The sequence below is a fragment of the Lentisalinibacter salinarum genome (assembly GCF_040706555.1).
GTDB classification, from domain to species: Bacteria; Pseudomonadota; Gammaproteobacteria; order Steroidobacterales; family Woeseiaceae; genus Lentisalinibacter; species Lentisalinibacter salinarum.
In genome coordinates, this window is record NZ_JAPDRH010000002.1 from 1,578,665 (window position 1) to 1,596,673 (window position 18,009).

11 protein-coding genes are annotated in these 18,009 nt (G+C 65.7%); 8 read left to right on the forward strand and 3 right to left on the reverse strand.

The features are described 5' to 3' along the window. Nucleotides 1-13 precede the first annotated feature (13 nt). Nucleotides 14-2,020, reverse strand: coding sequence for a carbamoyltransferase family protein (locus ACJMKZ_RS10395; protein WP_405233115.1), 2,007 nt, complete (start codon nucleotides 2,018-2,020; stop codon nucleotides 14-16). Nucleotides 2,021-2,028: 8 nt separating this feature from the next. After that, nucleotides 2,029-3,534 (reverse strand): alanine/glycine:cation symporter family protein, encoded by a 1,506-nt coding sequence (locus tag ACJMKZ_RS10400; protein ID WP_405233116.1) that lies wholly within the window; start codon nucleotides 3,532-3,534, stop codon nucleotides 2,029-2,031. A gap of 115 nt (nucleotides 3,535-3,649) precedes the next feature. Between ACJMKZ_RS10400 and ACJMKZ_RS10405 the strand changes: the two genes are divergently transcribed. The 3 genes from ACJMKZ_RS10405 to ACJMKZ_RS10415 are packed head-to-tail and all read left to right on the forward strand — an operon-like array spanning nucleotide 3,650 to nucleotide 4,888. Next, nucleotides 3,650-3,997, forward strand: coding sequence for an ArsR/SmtB family transcription factor (locus ACJMKZ_RS10405; protein ID WP_405233117.1), 348 nt, complete (start codon nucleotides 3,650-3,652; stop codon nucleotides 3,995-3,997). A 13-nt stretch (nucleotides 3,998-4,010) separates the two neighbouring features. After that, the gene (locus ACJMKZ_RS10410; protein WP_405233118.1) at nucleotides 4,011-4,454 is read left to right on the forward strand and encodes an ArsI/CadI family heavy metal resistance metalloenzyme; all 444 of its coding nucleotides are present in this window, start codon (nucleotides 4,011-4,013) and stop codon (nucleotides 4,452-4,454) included. Nucleotides 4,455-4,459: 5 nt separating this feature from the next. Continuing rightward, complete coding sequence (locus ACJMKZ_RS10415; RefSeq protein ID WP_405233119.1) at nucleotides 4,460-4,888, forward strand: arsenate reductase ArsC; 429 nt, start codon at nucleotides 4,460-4,462, stop codon at nucleotides 4,886-4,888. Between the two features lie 7 nt (nucleotides 4,889-4,895). Here ACJMKZ_RS10415 and ACJMKZ_RS10420 read toward each other — a convergent pair whose 3' ends face one another. Continuing rightward, nucleotides 4,896-6,350 (reverse strand): MFS transporter, encoded by a 1,455-nt coding sequence (locus tag ACJMKZ_RS10420; RefSeq protein WP_405233120.1) that lies wholly within the window; start codon nucleotides 6,348-6,350, stop codon nucleotides 4,896-4,898. A 180-nt stretch (nucleotides 6,351-6,530) separates the two neighbouring features. On the opposite strand from ACJMKZ_RS10420, the gene ACJMKZ_RS10425 reads away from it, so the two are divergent. The 5 genes from ACJMKZ_RS10425 to ACJMKZ_RS10445 form a co-directional block, all read left to right on the forward strand. Further along, on the forward strand, nucleotides 6,531-8,765 hold the full coding sequence (locus ACJMKZ_RS10425; protein WP_405233121.1) for a glycoside hydrolase family 3 N-terminal domain-containing protein: 2,235 nt from the start codon (nucleotides 6,531-6,533) through the stop codon (nucleotides 8,763-8,765). Between the two features lie 6 nt (nucleotides 8,766-8,771). Then, complete coding sequence (locus tag ACJMKZ_RS10430) at nucleotides 8,772-9,665, forward strand: LysR family transcriptional regulator (RefSeq protein ID WP_405233122.1); 894 nt, start codon at nucleotides 8,772-8,774, stop codon at nucleotides 9,663-9,665. A gap of 125 nt (nucleotides 9,666-9,790) precedes the next feature. Further along, nucleotides 9,791-10,027 carry a hypothetical protein gene (locus tag ACJMKZ_RS10435; RefSeq protein ID WP_405233123.1) on the forward strand — a complete coding sequence of 79 codons (237 nt, stop codon included), beginning with the start codon at nucleotides 9,791-9,793 and terminating at the stop codon, nucleotides 10,025-10,027. 449 nt (nucleotides 10,028-10,476) lie between these two features. Next, entirely contained in the window at nucleotides 10,477-13,119 is a 2,643-nt protein-coding gene (locus ACJMKZ_RS10440; RefSeq protein ID WP_405233124.1) for a family 16 glycosylhydrolase, read from the forward strand. A gap of 46 nt (nucleotides 13,120-13,165) precedes the next feature. Beyond that, nucleotides 13,166-18,009, forward strand: a 4,844-nt coding sequence (locus ACJMKZ_RS10445; RefSeq protein ID WP_405233125.1) for a carbohydrate binding domain-containing protein, incomplete at its 3' end; no start/stop codon positions are given.

Consider the following 18,009-nt stretch of genomic DNA (forward strand, 5'->3'; position numbering starts at 1 on the left):
AGGGCTCCCCAGTCTAGGCGCGGAAAGAGATCATACGCCAGCGCCGGAACTGGGCGAAAAGACGGATCAGGAGGGTATCCGTCATGGGGCCGAGTGTGCGCCGCAGCCGGTCGAACACCACGTCGGCCGGCGTCCCGCCGTCCATGGCGCCGGCCAGCAGCACGTCGAGCACCCGGACGACGGTCTCATCCTGCAGGCCGAAGGTGTGCGGCCCCCAGGGTGTCTGCACCTCGAAGATCACGGCCACCCCCGACCCGCGCCGCTGCACCGCTTTCGGGCGGGTGAGGAAATACGGCCGCAGGTCGCCCAGCGCGCGGTAGCCGGGCTTCTTCGTCACCACGGCCTCGTCGAACACGCACGCGTCCAGGTCGGTGAGCAGCAGGCACCACAGGGCGTCTTCCGGCGTCTCCACGATGGGCTCGCCCATGACGTTGAAGGAGGTGTTGAGCAGTACCGGCACGCCCGTGCGCTCGCCGAAGCGGCGCACGAGGTCGTAATAGCGGCCGTTCGCCTCGCGGGTGACCGTCTGCACCCGGCCCGTGCCGTCGACGTGGACCACGGCCGGCACCTCGGTGCGCCGCTCCTCGCGGAATGCCATCACCCGCAGCATGAACGGACTCGCCGGGTCGGTGCCGTCGAGCTCGAACCAGTTACCGGCTTCCTCCAGCGGCAGCACCGGCGCGAACGGGCGGAAGGCCTCGCGATGCTTCACCCGGGCGTTGAGTGTCTCCTTGGCGTCGGGGCAGCGCGGGTCGCAGAGGATGCTGCGCTGGCCGAGCGCCCGGGGGCCCAGTTCAGAGGGGCCGGTGAACCAGCCGATGATGCTGCCGCCGGCGAGCAGGTCGACCGCTTCTTCCACGGCATCGGTCGTCTCGCGTTTGATGATGGCGGGCGTGTCCTCGATGGCGCGCGCGACCTCGGCTGCGCCGTAGACCGCGCCGAAGCCGTCCCGCTCCAGCGCCCGCGGCGTGTATTCGCCGGTGAGATGCCAGAGGCCATGATAGGCGGCGCCGACGGCGGGTCCCGAGTCTTCGGCAGCCGGCATGACGTAGACCCGCTCGAAACCACCTTCGCGGATCATGCGCTCGTTGGCGACGCTGTTCAGCGCGACGCCGCCGGAGTAAACCAGATTGCGGCTGCCGCAGAGATCGCGGGCCCGGGCGACGAGGTGCAGCAATGCCACCTCCAGCGCGTTCTGCACGGAAGCGGCCAGGTCTGCGCAGGCCTCCCGGTCGTCCGGCCAGCGCTGGCCGGCGGTAAACAGGCGGGGGACGTCGTCGGAAAAAAGGAAGCGGCCGTCCCGGATCTCGAAGAACTCGGCGGCGGGGATGGTCGGCTTGCCGTAGGGAGCGAGCCCCATCACCTTGCCGGCCTCCATGGGGTCGCCGAAGATCTGCTGCGCCGCTGCGGAGAAGAGACCGCCGAGGCTCGCGAAGCCCGGCATCGAGGCGCCAGCCGGCGCGGGCTTCAACCAGCGGCCGCCCTCGGCCAGGTGCTTTTCCACGGCGGTGAGCGACGTGCCCTCGGATCGATACAGCGAGGTGGTCTCGCCGCCGCTCACGCCGATGTCGACGATTGCCGCCCGCTCGTCCGCGGAGAGATCGCTGTCCGGCGATCCCATGCCGTCGACCACGAGGTTGGCGGCGTCCCCGAACCCGGACGTGGCGAAGGCGCTCGCCGCATGGCCCGCGTGGTGGGAGAGGGTGAGAACCGGGGTGCCGCGGGTATTCACGGCGAGGTCCGGATTGGCGCTGACGTCGTTCTCCGCCAGTCGGGTGTCGCTCTGCGCGCAGAGGACGACGAGGTCGAGGTCCGCCGCAGTGATGCCGCCCTGGTCGAGGCAATAACGGATGGCCAGCGACGGCCGTGCGCCCTGCAGGCGGGCCCGCTTCTTGCCGGCGAGCCGCTCCTCCTGCATGGCCGCCACGATGCGGTCCCCGTGCAGCAGACAGGCGGCGCCGTTGTGCGAGGCGCTGAGACCCAGTACCCAGGGCGAGTCCGTGTTGCGATCCCGCGCCATCGATCCCCTCAGCCGCCCGCGTTGGGCGTCCTGCGCAGCCGTTCCCGCCAGAACTCCGCGTTACGGATGCCGAGCTTCTCCGGGTCGAAGGTGTAGCGCTCGACCCCGGCCCGGCGCTGGCGTTCGTAGTCCCACAGGGCGGTCATGGCGGGGTGTGCCCGGAAAAACAGGATCAGGATGGCGACGATGTTCAGCCACGCCATGAGCCCGACGCCGATCTCGCCGAGCCCCCAGGCGAGGCTCGCCGTACGTACCGCGCCGTAGAACACCGAGGCCATCAGGGCGAGTTTCAGGATGGTGAGCTCGTAGGGAATGCGGAAGAAACGCCGCAGGTAGGCGACGTTGGTCTCCGCGATGTAGTAGTAGGCCAGCAGCGTCGTGAAGGCGAAGAAGAAGAGCGCGATGGCCACGAAGGGTTTGCCGAAGCCCGGCAGCGCACTCTCCACCGCGAGTTGCGTGAAGGTGGGCGTGTTCGGGTCGATGGCGGCGTCCACGAAATGGAAGCCGGCCAGGGGCGTGCCGTTGCCGTCGACGACGTTGTAGGAGTTGGTGATCAGGATCATGAAGGCGGTGGCCGTGCACACCAACAGGGTGTCGACGTACACGGAGAATGCCTGCACCAGCCCCTGCTGCGCCGGGTGGTCAACCTCGGAGGCAGCGGCGGCATGAGGGCCGGTTCCCTGACCCGCCTCGTTGGAGAAGATGCCGCGCTTCACGCCCCAGAATACCGCGCCGCCGGTGACGGCCTCGATGGTGAAGGCATTCTCGACGATGAGGCCCACGATGCCCGGCAGTGCCGAAGCATTCATGATCACGATGCCCACCGCGGTCACGATGTAACCGAGCGCCATGAAGGGCACCACCACCTGGGTGAAGTGGGCGATGCGCTTGACGCCGCCGAAGATGATGAAGCCCAGCACGGAGACCACGGCGACTGCGGCGCCCAGCTTCGCGTAGCTGACGGTGCCGAGCCCGGTGGTGAGTGCGGCGCCATTGCCGAAGGCCAGTTCCACGGCGTTGCCGATGGCATTCGACTGCACGCCCGGCAGCAGAAGGCCGGTGGCGATGATGGTGGTGACGGCGAACACCCAGGCATAGGACTTCAGGCCCATCGCCTTCTCGATGTAGAAGGCCGGGCCGCCGCGGTACTCGCCCTCTTCCTCTTCCTTGTAGATCTGGCCGAGCGCGGACTCGATGTACGCCGTCGCCGAACCGAGGAAGGCGACGATCCACATCCAGAGCACGGCGCCGGGCCCGCCGAAGCCGATGGCGGCCGCCACGCCGGCGATGTTGCCGGTGCCCACTCGGCCGGAGAGTGAGACCGTCAGGGCTTGGAAGGAAGAGATGCCGCGCTTCGACTCGCCGCCGGCGAACAGCAGCCGGACCATCTCGCCGAACAGCCGTACCTGCACGAAGCGGGTGAGCACCGAGAACAGCAGGCCCGCGCCCAGGCACAGGTAGACGAGCGGTGCGCTCCAGACGAATCCGTTTATGGCGTCGACGATCTGCTGCATGCGAGGTACCGGGCCTGCGGGCGAAGGCAGGATTCTATCGTGCCCGGGCACCGGCATGCCCGGCAGGGGAGAGCACACCATTGACTGGTATCAATATGTCGATTATTCTCGACATATGGAAATCAAAGCCGCCACACGATCGCTCGCCGCTCTCGCCCAGGAAAGCAGGCTCTCGACGTTCCGCCTGCTGGTGCGTGCGGGCGGTGACGGCATGCCGGCCGGTGCCATTGCCGAGGCGCTCGGCATACCCCACAACACGCTGTCGACCCATCTCTCCACGCTGGCGAACGCCGGGCTGATCCGCTCGCGGAGGGAGGGGCGCAGCATCATCTATCGCGTCGATTTCGACGGAACCCGGGCATTGCTCGGCTTCCTGCTGGAAGACTGCTGCCAGGGCGCGCCGGAGGTCTGCAACCCGGTGCTGGACAGCGTCCTGGCGGACTGCTGCAGCGCTGCCCCCTGAGGAGGAACCCAACATGAAACGCCTGCACGTCAATCTCAGCGTCGAGGACCTCGACGCCTCCGTCCGTTTCTACTCGAAGCTTTTCGCGGCCGAGCCGGGCGTGCTGAAGGCCGACTACGCCCGCTGGATGCTGGAAGACCCGCGGGTGAACTTCGCCATCAGCACCCGCCAGTCCGGCCGGGGCGTGAACCATCTGGGCATCCAGGCCGAGGACGACGGCGAACTGGAACAGGTCTACGCGCGCCTCCGGGAAGCCGGCGGCCCCGTCCTGGACGAGGGCGAGACGACCTGCTGCTATGCCCGTTCGAAGAAGCAGTGGATCAGCGATCCCCAGGGCGTGTCCTGGGAGACGTTTCTGACCCGCGGCGAGTCGGCAGTCTATGGTCACGATGGTGACGACAACGCGCAGTCGACCACGCCGCCGGCGCAGGACCACGTTCGCCGTCCCTGCTGCTGAGCGCCATGTCCGCAACGGATGCGACGAAACGGGTGCTGGTCCTCTGCACGGGTAACTCCTGCCGCTCCGTGATGGCGGAGGCGCTCATCAACCGGCTGGGCGAAGGTCGTTACCGGGCATCCAGCGCCGGCAGCCGCCCGGCGGGTTACGTGCACCCGAAGGCCATCGAAACGTTGCGCCGCCACGGCATAGATTCGGGTAAACCGGTCAGCGAATCCTGGGATGCGTATGCGGACGAGGCGTTCGACTACGTGATCACGGTCTGTGATTCGGCCGCCGCCGAGACCTGCCCCGTATTCCCGGGCGGCTACACGAAACTGCACTGGAGCACGCCGGATCCGGCGAAGGCCGAGGGTACGGACGCGGAGATCGACGCCGCCTTCGAGCAGGCCTACACGATGCTGAAAGGGCGCATCGAGCGGGAGCTGCCATGAACGCCGGTCAGACGGCTCCCCGGCGCGCCTCGAGGTGCAGGCGGACCTCGTGCGCCTTCTCCTCGGTGATCGAGTAGGTGGAGATCACCCAGATCGCGACGGCCGAGGCCGCCGCCGGGATGAAGGCATCACACAACCGCATGAGGTAGATGGCGCGGTCGGTCTGGTTGCCGCCCAGCTCCACTTCGAATCCGGTCGCATTCAGCAGGAAACCGCTCGCCGCGAGCGCCGCGGCCATGCCCAGCTTGACGACCCACCAGAAGATAGAGCCGTACATGCCCTCGCGCCGCTCGTAGGTATTGACCTCGTCGGCGTCCACCACGTCGCAGATCATGGCGGGCATCAGCGTGAACAGGCCGCCGAGTCCGAACGCCATCAGGGGGGCGGGCAGCAGCAGCAGCCACGGCACTTCCGGGTTGTAGCAGACCCACTTCAGGGCATAGCCCACCATGGATACCCCGATGGCGACGAAGAAGGCGCGCCGCTTGCCGATCCGGGTTCCCAACCAAGTGATGAAGATGATGACCAGGAACGTCGATATGGCACCGAGCGTCCCCGAGTAGCCGGCGTACTTCGAGCCCAGGCTGGTGTCGCCGCCGAAGACGTAATAGATGATGACGTAGAACTGGAACGATGCGATCAGCATGAAGCCGTTGAAGACGAGGAAGGTCGCGATGCAGAGCTTCACGAACGGTCTGAACTTCAGCGAAATGGCGAAACCGCGGAAAAAGTCGAGCATGCTGCGTACGAACGCGCTGCCGGCGATGGCGAGTTCCGCCTTGGGGTCGGCATCCCCGAGGGCAGCCTCCTTGAAGCGCTCCCGCAGGAAGATGGCGGGCAGGACGCCGACGGCGGCGACGACGATGGCGATGATGATCGCGAGGCCCGCCGCCCCCTGTGCCATGTCGTCGAACCAGGCCTCGTTCTGCATGATCCAGAGGAACCAGGGTGCCACCACGTAGGCGAGCTGGCCGATGAAATTCTGCACGCCCATCAGGCGGGTGCGCTCGTGATAGTCGGGCGTGAGTTCGTAGCCGAGCGCCACCCACGGCGTGGCGAACACCGTATAGGCGAGGTAGAAGATCAGCGAGCCGCTGAGGAAGTACCAGAAATAGAACGTATCGCTCTTGCCCTCCGGCAGCTGCCAGAGGATCGCGTAGATGATCGCGACGGCGATCGCGCCAACGAAGATGTACGGACGGCGGCGTCCCCACTTCGACTTCGTGTGGTCCGAGATGTAGCCCATCAGCGGGTCGGTGATCGCGTCGGTGAGCCGGGGCAGGGCACCGAGCAGTCCCACGAGGGCCGGATTCATGCCGAGGCCCAGGTTCAGCACGATGATCATGCCGCCGATGGCGCCGGCCAGCAGGTTATTGACGAATGCGCCGAGCCCGTAGATGAGCTTCAGCGGAAACGGGATGCGGTCCTGCGGTGCAGTCTCGTAATGTGCGGCTTCGTTCATTTTTCTTCGTGTGCCCCCCGACAGCACAAAGCCAAGCAGAATATGCTGCGTTAAATTGACAGCGCTGTCAAACAGGATCGATAATCGATCGACCATTGATTGATGATTAATCGATGATGATTGGCCCGGTGCACGGGCCCGAAAACCGTATCCCCTCACCAGGCTCCTGCGAGGTTTCCGATGACGAGCTCCAAGGCCAGGCCCGTCGACCCTGCCGACCCGATCGCCCGGCGCGTCGCCGCCCTGCTGGCGGAGATGACGCTGGACGAGAAGATCGGCCAGATGAGTCAGGTCAACGGCGGCGAGAGTTACATTCACGACTACCTCGCCGAGGCACTGCGTGCCGGGCGCGTGGGCTCGGTGCTGAACGAGGTGGACGTGGACACGGTGAACGAGCTGCAGCGGATCGCCGTCGAGGAGAGTCGGCTCGGCATCCCGCTGCTGATCGGCCGTGACGTGATCCACGGCTTCCGCACCATCTTCCCCATCCCGCTGGGCCAGGCCGCGAGCTGGAACCCGGAGCTGGTGGCCGACTGCGCGGCGGTCGCCGCCCGGGAGGCCGCGGCCGCCGGGGTCAACTGGACATTCGCTCCGATGATCGACATCGCGCGCGACCCCCGCTGGGGCCGTATTGCGGAAAGCCTCGGCGAGGATCCGCAGCTCGCGAGCACGCTCGGTGCCGCCATGGTGCAGGGCTACCAGGGGGGCGAGGAAGTGGCCGGGCTGTCTGAACCCGGGGCGATCGCCGCCTGCGCGAAGCACTTCGCCGGCTACGGAGCCGCCGAGAGCGGCCGCGACTATGCCACCGCCAACGTGCCGGAGAACGAGTTGCGCAACGTCCATCTGCGCCCCTTCCGTGCCGCGGTGGACGCCGGCGTCGCTACCCTCATGACGTCGTTCAGCGAGGTCGACGGCGTGCCGGCCACCGCGAGCGAGTTCCTGCTGGACACGGTGCTGCGCGGCGAGTGGGGCTTCGAGGGTTTCGTCGTCAGCGACTGGGACTCCATCCGGCAGCTCAGCATCCACGGCCTGACCGCGGACGATCGGGGCTCCGCCTTCGAGGCGGCACGGGCGGGGGTCGACATGGAGATGCACGGCGATGCCTACCTCTGCCACCTGGCGCAGCTGGTCGAGGATGGTGAGATCGATCCTGCCGGCATCGATGCGGCCGTCATGCGAATCCTGACGCTCAAGTTCCGGCTGGGCCTGTTCGAGAATCCCTACACCGACCCCGGCGCCTTCCCGCCCCCGGCGGACGAGGAGGCGCTGGCCACGGCGAAGCGGGCGGCCCTGCAGAGCGCGGTACTGTTGAAGAACGAGCATCAGGCCCTGCCGCTGTCGACGGCGACCACGCGCACCCTCGCCGTTATCGGCCCACTGGCCGATGCGCCCCACGACCAGATGGGGACGTGGATATTCGACGGCGACGAGGGTCTCAGCATCACGCCGCTCGAGGCCGTACGCGAGCACGCGGGCGAGGGTATCGACGTCCGCTATCTGCGGGCGATGGACACCTCGCGCAGCCGGGACACGGCCGCCTTCGACGAGGCCGCGGCGCTGGCCGCCGACGCCGATGCCGTGCTGCTGTTCCTGGGCGAGGAGGCCATCCTGTCGGGCGAGGCGCACTCCCGCGCGGACATCGGCCTGCCCGGGGCCCAGGCGGAGCTGGTCGCCCGGGTGCACGAGGCAGGCACGCCGGTGATCGCGGCGATCCTCGCCGGCCGGCCGCTGACGCTGTCCGATGTCGTGGACCGGGTCGACGCGATCCTTTACGCATGGCACCCGGGCACGATGGCCGGTCCGGCTCTGGCGGACCTCGTGTTCGGCGTGGAATCGCCGTGCGGCAAGCTGCCGGCCACCCTCCCGCGGATGGTCGGTCAGGTGCCGATCTACTACAACCAAAAGAACACCGGCAAGCCGCCCTCGCCCGAGACCGTGGTCCACATCGACGACATCGACCCGAGCGCGCCCCAGCTCTCGCTCGGTATGACGGCCTTCCATCTGGACGCCGGCTACACGCCGCTGTTCCCGTTCGGGCACGGGCTGTCCTACTCGACCTTCGACTACGAGGACATCCGCACCGACGTCGACGAGTTCGCCCCGGGCGGCTCGGTCACCGTCAGCGCGGACGTCACGAATACCGGCGACCGCTCGGCCGTGGAGGTGGCGCAGCTCTACGTCCGTGATCTCGTCGGCAATGTCACGCGGCCGGTGCGGGAGCTGAAGGGGTTCCGGCGCCTGCGGCTGGAGCCGGGCGAGCGGACCACCGTCTCCTTCGTCCTCCGGGCGGAGGATCTCGCCTTCTACGGCCGGGACATGCGGCTCCGGACCGAGCCGGGAGAGTTCCATGCCTGGATCGGCGGCAGCTCGGCGACGGAATTGCAGACCGCGTTCCGGCTGGTCGAGAGCGCCTGACGACCGGTGGCCGGCCGCTCCAGTATCTCGCTGCGCGGGTTGCGGACGTTCTGCGTCGCGGCCAGGCACGAGAGTTTCCGCAACGCCGCCGAGGAGCTCTACATCACGGCGTCCGCCGTCAGCCACCAGATAAAGAGCCTGGAACAGGAGCTCGGTGAACAGCTTTTCGAGCGCAACGCCCGCGAACTGCGGCTGACGAAGACCGGCCGCTCGCTGTACGAGGAGACCTGGCCGCTGATCGAGCAGCTGGACGCGGTGGTCGCCGCGTACAAGAAAGACACCCGGCGCCCCTCGATCCGTATGTCCGTGCAGCCGTTCTTCGCCAGCGAATATTTCGTGCCGCGGCTGAGCGAGTTCACGGCGGCGCATCCGGACATCGATATCGAGGTGGGCACGAGCGACGAGACCGCCGAGACACACCCCGCCGATGCCGACCTGTCGATCCGCCTGTTCCGCTCGCCGCCCGCGAGCGCCAGGTCGGACCTTCTCATGCCCCTTCGTCTGGTGGTGGCAGGCTCGCCGGAGTTTCGCAAGGAGCTGGCCGTGAGCCGGAAGCGCATCACCAGCGATTTCCCCGTGATCGTGCACGAGACCCACCCCACCGCCTGGGAGCGCTGGTCGCGGGCCAGCGGCATATCGCTGCCGAAGGGCAGCAAGGTCACGCGGCTGGACTCGATGATCGCGGTGGTGCGCGCCTGCGAGCGGGGCATCGGCGCGGCGCTCGTGCCCGTGCCGATCGCCGACCTCTGGTTCAAGTACGGCAGCATCGTGCGGCTGTTCGAGCAGGAACTCGTCGAGGAAGTGAGCTACTACCTCATCAGCCGCTTCGAGGACGCCGACGACCCGGCGATCGAACTCCTAAGGCACTGGATTCTCGAGAATTTCACCGAAGGCAGTTGATTTTTTCTCAACCCTGGCGTGAGTTTTCTTCGTTTGTGGACCCACCTCCATGGCCCTATCTTGTGTGGCGTCGGTCGAGCAGGCCGGCAGATCGCAAGAAGCACGTTCGCTATGGAGAGTAAGACATGCGTTTCAATGCCAAACGAACCCGTGACCCGTTCCGGTTCAGCCTGAGAGGCAGGGCGGCGATCAATCCGTACGTCATCGTGCCCACGGTGCCCGACGACAAGATCAACGAGGCCTGGGACGCCCGACTGCGGCGGCCCGTGCCGGTGGAAGCGCCGGAACACCAGCCGGGCACGATGCGCGGATTCGAGAACATCCTCGCCCGCTACTTCGCTCCCGGGCGGCAGGCCGCCTAGCGCCGGAGTCCCCTTTTACGCCACAGCCGGCGAGGCCTCTGCTCGCCGGCTGACCCTGCCCGCAAGGCCGCACAACCAGGCCCCGGCCGCCGAAGCAGTGCTATGTCGACAGGATCGGCAGGATTGTGCGTGCCCGTAGAATTGACAACGCTGTCATTTCCTGCTAATTCTGATACCCGACGATCACGATAAAACAACATCCTCACTTCGATGAGGACGATTTTCGGGGGAGCTATGAGACCTAGTAACGACGTGCCGCTGCACGTTGCGCTGCCGCCGGCAGCGCAGTCGTCCCTGCACGCATCCGCTGACAACGGGCGCGCCGCGCGCTTCTCCCGTGCCGACACGCGGACCGGCCTCGCCTCGACCCCGAATCCCCCGACGCGGATCAGCGTCAACCCACGAATCAGCCTCAAGCCTTCGGGCTTTCCGTCTTTGAGGGAGAACCTATGATGCCCGGCCCGCGAGGATTGCCACGCTTTGTTGCCGCTCTGGCCACCCTGGTGGCGCTGTCTGCCTGTACCCAGGAAGACCGTGACCAAACGCTGGAGCAGGTCGATCCGATCGACATCCCGGTGGCGGATACGACGACCCGGACCAACTTCAACATCGCTAACCCGACGCTGGAGATACCGACGACGTTTCCGGTCAGCGACGGCGATCTGCTGACCCTGGTCTGGAGCGACGAGTTCGACGGCGCAAAGCTCGACCCGGAGACCTGGTTCTTCGAATCCGGCGACGGATCCGACTTCGTCGGCGACGGTGGCATCACCGGCCTGCCGTCCGGGTGGGGCAACAACGAGCTGCAGTGGTATCTGCCGGACAATGCGCAGCTCGAGAACGGCGTCCTGAAGATCACCGCCCGCCGCGAGACCGTGGGCGATTTCGATTACACGTCGGCGAGGATCACTACGCGTGACCGCTTCGCATTCAAGTACGGCCGTATCGAGGCGAGCATCAAGTTCCCGTCCGGACAGGGCCTGTGGCCCGCATTCTGGATGCTGTCCCAGGACAGCCCGTACGGCAGCTGGGCGGCGACCGGCGAGATCGACATCGTCGAAGCCGCCAACCTGGACGGCCAGCCCGGCCCCGGCGGCGTCGGCGGCGGCAACAACATCTTCGGTACGATCCATTACGGCGGCGAGTTCCCGGCCAACCAGTTCTCGAGCGTCGACTACACGCCCTCCGAAGACGTGACCGGCGGTTTCAATACCTATGCCCTGGAGTGGGACGAGTTCGAGATCCGCTGGTATTTCAACGGCGTACTGTACGCGGTGCAGAATTCCTGGTTCTCGACGGCAGCGCCCTATCCGGCGCCCTTCGATCAGCCGTTTCACATCCTCCTGAATCTCGCGGTGGGCGGCGACCTTCCCGGCGCGCCGAACGGTTCGACGCCGTTCCCGGCGACGATGGAGGTGGACTGGGTCCGCGTGTATTCGGGCGAGGAGGTCGAGGTGGAGCCGGCCGATCCGGGCATCATTCCGGAGGTCGTGATCAGTGCCGCAGACGGCTCGGCGCCGGACCTGACGCCCACTTTCGAGACGTTCGGCTCGGGTAGCACCTTCAATCAGAATTTTGCAGGGGACAACTCCTACGCCAACGTAGTGCAGGTCACGGTCGGAGCCGGCTATGGAGGCGGTACGCTCGCACAGCTCGGCCTGACGGGACTGACGCCCGGTTTCGCGACCGGCTATGACGAGTTCCTGTTCAAGGTCAAGGGTCTCGACACGGACAACACCATCGTCGCGAAACTGGAAGAGCCTTTCCCCGGGACGTCGGTTCCCGTCACCGTAGACCTGACCGCTCCGCCCGCCGGCGTCACGGTGACCGATCTCGGTGACGGCTGGTCGCAGGTGGTCATTCCGGTGGCTGCCTACGGGGACGTCTCCACCTTCAGTCAGATCGTGTTCGAGACGCTGGTCGGGGCCTATCCCGAAGGTCACCGGTTCTTCCTCGCGGACATCGGCTTCAATATCGACGACGGTACCGGCGGCGGTGACACCGGTGGCGGTGACGGCCATGGCACGGGTACGGCCGGTGTGTTCACGGAGACGGCGACAGAATCGACCATTACGGTAACGAGCATTACCAATAGTGCCGATTTCGGCGGTAACAACACCGTCGCCGATCCCAACAGCACGGCGATCCCCGCATTCGAGGGCAGCGTCGTCCTGTCGATCGATTACCAGGACACCGGCTCTACATTCGGTGGTGTGATCCTCAATTTCGGCGGTGTCGACCTGACGGCATACGACACGCTGAATTTCACGATCGATACGACGGGGATTGCCGGGTTGGCAGACCTGACGATCCAGATCGAGCCGCCCGGTGCGGGGGCAGACGGTACCAAGGTTCTTCTGTCGGGTTATGCCCCGGTCGCCACATCGGGCAACTGGGCGACCTATGCGATCCCGTTGGCCGATTTCCCGGTGACCAACCTGGCTGCTGCCGACAACCTGGGCTTCTGGAATCCGATCGGTGGCGGTGATGAGCTCGTATTCGGCACGCTCTACGTGGATGACGTTTACTTCTCTACGGAAGGCGGGACCGGTGGCGGTGGCAACGGCGGTGGCGACGGCGGTGGCGGCGGCCCCGGTGCCGGCGACCTTGCCGTAAACGGCGGCTTCGAAGCCGGTGATCTGTCGGGCTGGGCTCTGTTCCCGGTCAGTGCGGATCCGAACGAGCAGACGGTCGTCACGACGAATCCGAAGTCGGGCACTTTCGCGGGGCGTATCAACAATACGGCGCCGGGAACCGCCTCCATCATCAAGCAGGCGAATCTGGCGCCGGTTGAAATCGGCCAGACCGCCACGGTGAGTTTCTCGGCACGGGGCAGCTTCGGGCCCGGCGGCGTCGCTTTCGCCGAGTTCTTCACCGAGCTGGACGGCGAAGGTACGTCGAGCGCCCAGATTCTCGGTGGAGGCCCTCTGGCTCTGGATGCCGATCCGAATGTATGGGCCGACTTCCAGTTCGTGGTCCCGATATCTACAGACGTCTCGGGCGGCATAACCCTGCAGTTGACGGCCACTACGGGCGGCGCAGGCAGTTTTGCAGATGTCTACTACGACGACGTCTCCATCGTGATCAATTAAACCCGGGAATCGAGTTCCTACCAGATTCTTTGCAGAGAGTTCCCTCATGCACGCATCAGCAAGCACACGTTCATTCCGCACACTGGCGCTAATCGCCTCGGCCCTCCTGCTGGCGGCTTGCGGCCAGGGTGACGGGCCCGACTCGATCAGCAATGAGCCGGTAACACCGCTGCCGCCCAGCAGCGGCGACCCCTTCGATTCCGGTCTGCTGACCAATGGGGATTTCGAGGCGGGTGTCGACCCCTGGATCGGGAATGCGGCGAACGTAGTCGATGATGGCGGAGACCTCGTCAACTTTGCCGATATAACGGCGGCGGGTCAGCCGTTCGACGTCAATCTGAGCCAGGTCGTCGCGATCACCGAGGGTGAAACCTACACATTGACGTTCGAGGCACGGTCCGATCGTGCGCGCACGATGCTGGCGGGTATCGGCCTGAATGTGGAGCCGTTCACTAACATCACACAAACCGTGAATCTGACCACGGACTGGCAGACCTTCCAATTCGATATCACGGCCACGGGATTCGGTGGCGCGGACAGTCGAGTGCTGTTCGACATGGGGGCCGATATCGGCCAGGTGCTCATCGATGACGTCTCGCTGACCGTTGCGGGTCCCGGTGGCAGCGATCCTTCCATCGATCCGGATGCGGCCCTGTTCACGAGCGCCGGCGACCCGGACCTCGTTATTCCCGACGACTATCTCGAGCGGACGACTTTCGGCTCGGGTTCGATCATCGATCCGGCCTATGCGGACGACGAGACCTACAGTCCGGTGCTCTCCGTCTTCAGCGGTACCGGCTACGGCGCCAACGTCGCCCAGGTCGGTTTCATCGGCTTCCCGGAAGGCTTCCTTACCCAATACGCGACCGTCGACTTCAAGGTCAAGGGCATGCCCGGCTTCGTGATCTTCGTGAAGCTGTTCGACGGCGTCGACGCGCTGCGCCTCAACCTCACCAGCAGCGACTATTCGGCGGAGCTGGAGAACGGCTGGTTCCAGGTTTCTATCCCGGTGGCCGATTTCAGCGGCGCCGCTGAGGCGACCGGCATCGTGATCGAGAGCGACGACACCTCGCCGACGGAGTTCCGGATGCTGCTGAACGATATCGGCTTCAGCGGCGCTGGCGACTTCGTGCCTGCCGATCCGGGCATCATCCCGGAGGTCACGCTCTACGATCGCGACGGGATGCCGGACCTCGTGATCCCGGATGATTACGCGGAGATATCCGTATTCGGCTCCGACGCGGTCATCGACGACGACTTCAGGGGCGATCTGGACTTCAGCCCCGCGCTGGCCATCACCACCGGTTTCGGCTACGACGTGTGGAATGCGCAGCTCGCCTACCTGGGTTTCGACCCCGGCTTCGCCGCAGGGTACGAGACGCTCGACTTCAAGGTGAAAGGTCTGAGCGGCGGCGTGATCCGGGTCAAGTTCCCGAATGATCCCGATCCGCCCTATCTCGACATCAATGTGACCACATCGGCGTTCGCGACGGACCTGGGGAACGGCTGGTATCAGGTGTCTGTGCCGGTCACGGAGTTCGAGGGCGTCGCCACAGCGACGGATCTTCTGTTCGAGACGATAGCGCCGGCACCTGCCGAGTCCTTCACCTACCTCCTGACCGATGTCGGCTTCAGCGGCGATGTCCCTGTCGACACAACGACTTCAGTGGACTTCGAGGGGGATACCGCGAGCCTCAGCTTCGACAATTTCGGTGGCGGTGAATCGACGGTGATCGCCAACCCGGACCAGAGCGGCATCAACACGAGCGCACAGGTCGTGCAGATGACCAGGACGTCGGAGTCGGATTTCGGCGGTAGCACGCTGGCCCTGCCGGACGGAGTCGACTGGAGTCAGGGCGAAGTCTTCAGGATGAAGGTGTGGTCGCAGCGGGAGGTGCCGGTCCTGTTCAAGGTGGAGGGTACTCCGCCCGCGGAGCAGAGCGACACCCATGACGGTGGCAGCCTCTGGCAGGAGCTCTGTTTCGACTTCACGGACAACAATGCGGGCCCGCCGGTCACCGGCATCTCGATCTTCTTCGATCTGGGTGCAGTCGGCGACGTCGCGAACGACCCGGACAACTGGACGTTCTATTACGACGATATCCAGCAGACGACCGAGCCCTGCCCCGTGCCGCCGCCCGAACCCGGCGATCACGGTCCGGGCACGGCGGGCGTGTTCACGGAGACGACCACTGAGTCGACGATCACGGTAACGAGCATTACCAACAGCATCGATTTCGGCGGCAACAACACCGTGGCCGATCCGGCGAGTACGGCGATCCCGGCGTTCGAGGGTGACGTGGTCCTTTCGATCGACTACCAGGACAGCGGTTCTACCTTCGGCGGTGCGGTTCTGAACTTCGGCGGTGTCGACCTGACGGCGTACGACACGCTGAACTTCACGATCGACACCTCGGGGATAGCCGGGTTTGCGGACCTGACGATCCAAATCGAGCCGCCGGGTGCCGGTGCCGCCGGCACCAACGTGGCGCTCTCGAGCTACACGCCGGTGGCCACCTCGGGCAACTGGGCGACCTATGCCATCCCGCTGGCGGATTTCACCGCGACGGACTTTTCCGCTGCGGCCAATCTGGGCTTCTGGAACCCCACCGATGGCAGCGGCCTCGCTTTCGGCACGCTGTACGTCGATGACGTCTACTTCTCCACCGAGGGCGGTAGCGGCACCGGCGACCACGGACCGGGCACGGCCGGCGTGTTCACCGAGACGACCACGGAATCGACCATTGCGGTAACGAGCATTACCAACAGCATCGATTTCGGCGGCAACAACACCGTGGCCGATCCGACGAGCACGGCGATCCCGGCCTTCGAGGGCGATGTCGTCCTGGCAATCGATTACCAGAACAGCGGTTCCACGTTCGGTGGCATCCTTCTGAACTTCGGCGGCGTCGACCTGACGGCGTACGACACGCTGAACTTCACGGTGGATACGTCGGGGATAGCCGGGTTTGCGGACCTGACGATCCAGATCGAGCCGCCGGGTGCCGGTGCCGCCGGCACCAACGTGGCGCTCTCGAGCTACACGCCGGTGGCGACCTCGGGCAACTGGGCGACGTACGCCATCCCGCTGGCCGATTTCACAGCGACGGACTTTTCCGCTGCGGCCAATCTCGGTTTCTGGAACCCGATCGACGGGACCAGCGGCCTGGCCTTCGGCACGCTTTACGTCGATGACGTCTACTTCTCCACCGAAGGCGGTGGCGGTGGCGGTGGCGGTGGCGGAGGTGCTACCGGCGAGCTGACGGTCAACGGCGACTTCGAGACCGGCGACCTGACCGGCTGGGAGACGTTCGCCAACGGAGGAACCATCACGACGACAGGGGACAGTTCCGGTGGCAGTTTCGCCGCCAACATGAATGTCACGATCCCCGGCAATCCGACGCTCAAGCAATCCAACCTGGCGGCGGGTGACCTGACACCCGGCCAGCAGGTCACGGTGTCCTTCGACTGGAAGGGCACGGATGCGAATGGTGGTGTCGTGGACGTGGTGCTGTTCTCCGAACTGAGTGGTGGCGGTGTCTCGCAGACGGACTCGATCCTCAGCGGCGGCGGCTTCCCCGCCGACTGGACCACGGTGGGGCCGTTGACGATCACCCTCGGACCCGACGTCAGCGGAGGGATAACCCTGCAATTCACGGCGATCTGCGGGGGCGCCGCCGGATGCGTGTCAGACATCTACATCGACAACGTCTCCATCATCAGCGGTGACGCTCCTGTCGACACAACGACTTCAGTGGACTTCGAGGGTGATACCACGAGCCTCAGCTTCGACAACTTCGGTGGCGGCGAATCGACGGTGATAGCCAATCCGGATCCGAGCGGCATCAACACCAGCGGGCAGGTCGTGCAGATGACCAAGACGTCGGCGTCTGACTTCGGCGGCAGCACACTCGCCCTGCCGGAGGGTGTCGACTGGAGTCAGGGCGAGATCTTCAGGATGAAGGTCTGGTCGCAGCGGGAGGTGCCCGTCCTGTTCAAAGTGGAGGGTACTCCCGCGGTGGAGCGGGACGACACTCACGATGGTGGCAGTGTCTGGCAGGAGCTCTGCTTCGACTTTACCGGTGACAACGCAGGCCCACCGGTCACCGGCATCTCGATCTTCTTCGACCTGGGCGCGGTCGGCGATCTGGCGAACAACCCGGACGACTGGACCTTCTACTACGACGACATCGAGCAGACGAGCGAGCCCTGCCCGGTGCCGCCGCCGCCGGCGCCGGAGTTCACGACCATCACGTTCGACGATCCGGCGACCACCTACACTCTGACCGATTTCGGTGGCACTGCCTCGACGGTGACCAACGACCCTGCGGGCGGAGCAAACCAGGTCGTGCTGACGGTGAAGTCGGATACGGCTCAGGTATGGGCGGGCACGACGGTCTCTACCCTGCCGGGCGAGGCGGTGCCGGTGATCCCGCTGGCTGCGGACAACACGCAGATGTCGGTGCGGGTGTACTCGCCGGATGCGGGCATCCCGGTGCGGCTGAAGATCGAAGATGCGTCGGATCCGGCTATCGCGGTGGAGACCGAGGCGGTGACGACGACCGTCAATGCCTGGGAGACCCTGACGTTCGATTTTGCCAATGAAGCCGCAGGCCCGCCCTTCAACCCTGCGGCGACCTACAGCAAGGTCTCTATCTTCTTCAACTTCGGCACCGACGGAGCGACGGCGGGCGAGAAGACCTATTACTTCGACGACATTGCCGTCGGACCGGGTGACGCAGCCCCGGGCGGCGGCGAGCTTCTGACCAATGGAGACTTCGAGGCGAGCGCTGCCGACAAGGCGCCGTGGGTGAATGCCGGCGGTGTCGTGACGAACAACTTCTATACGGCCGATGCGCTCGACGGCCAGCAGGTCTTCGACACGAACCT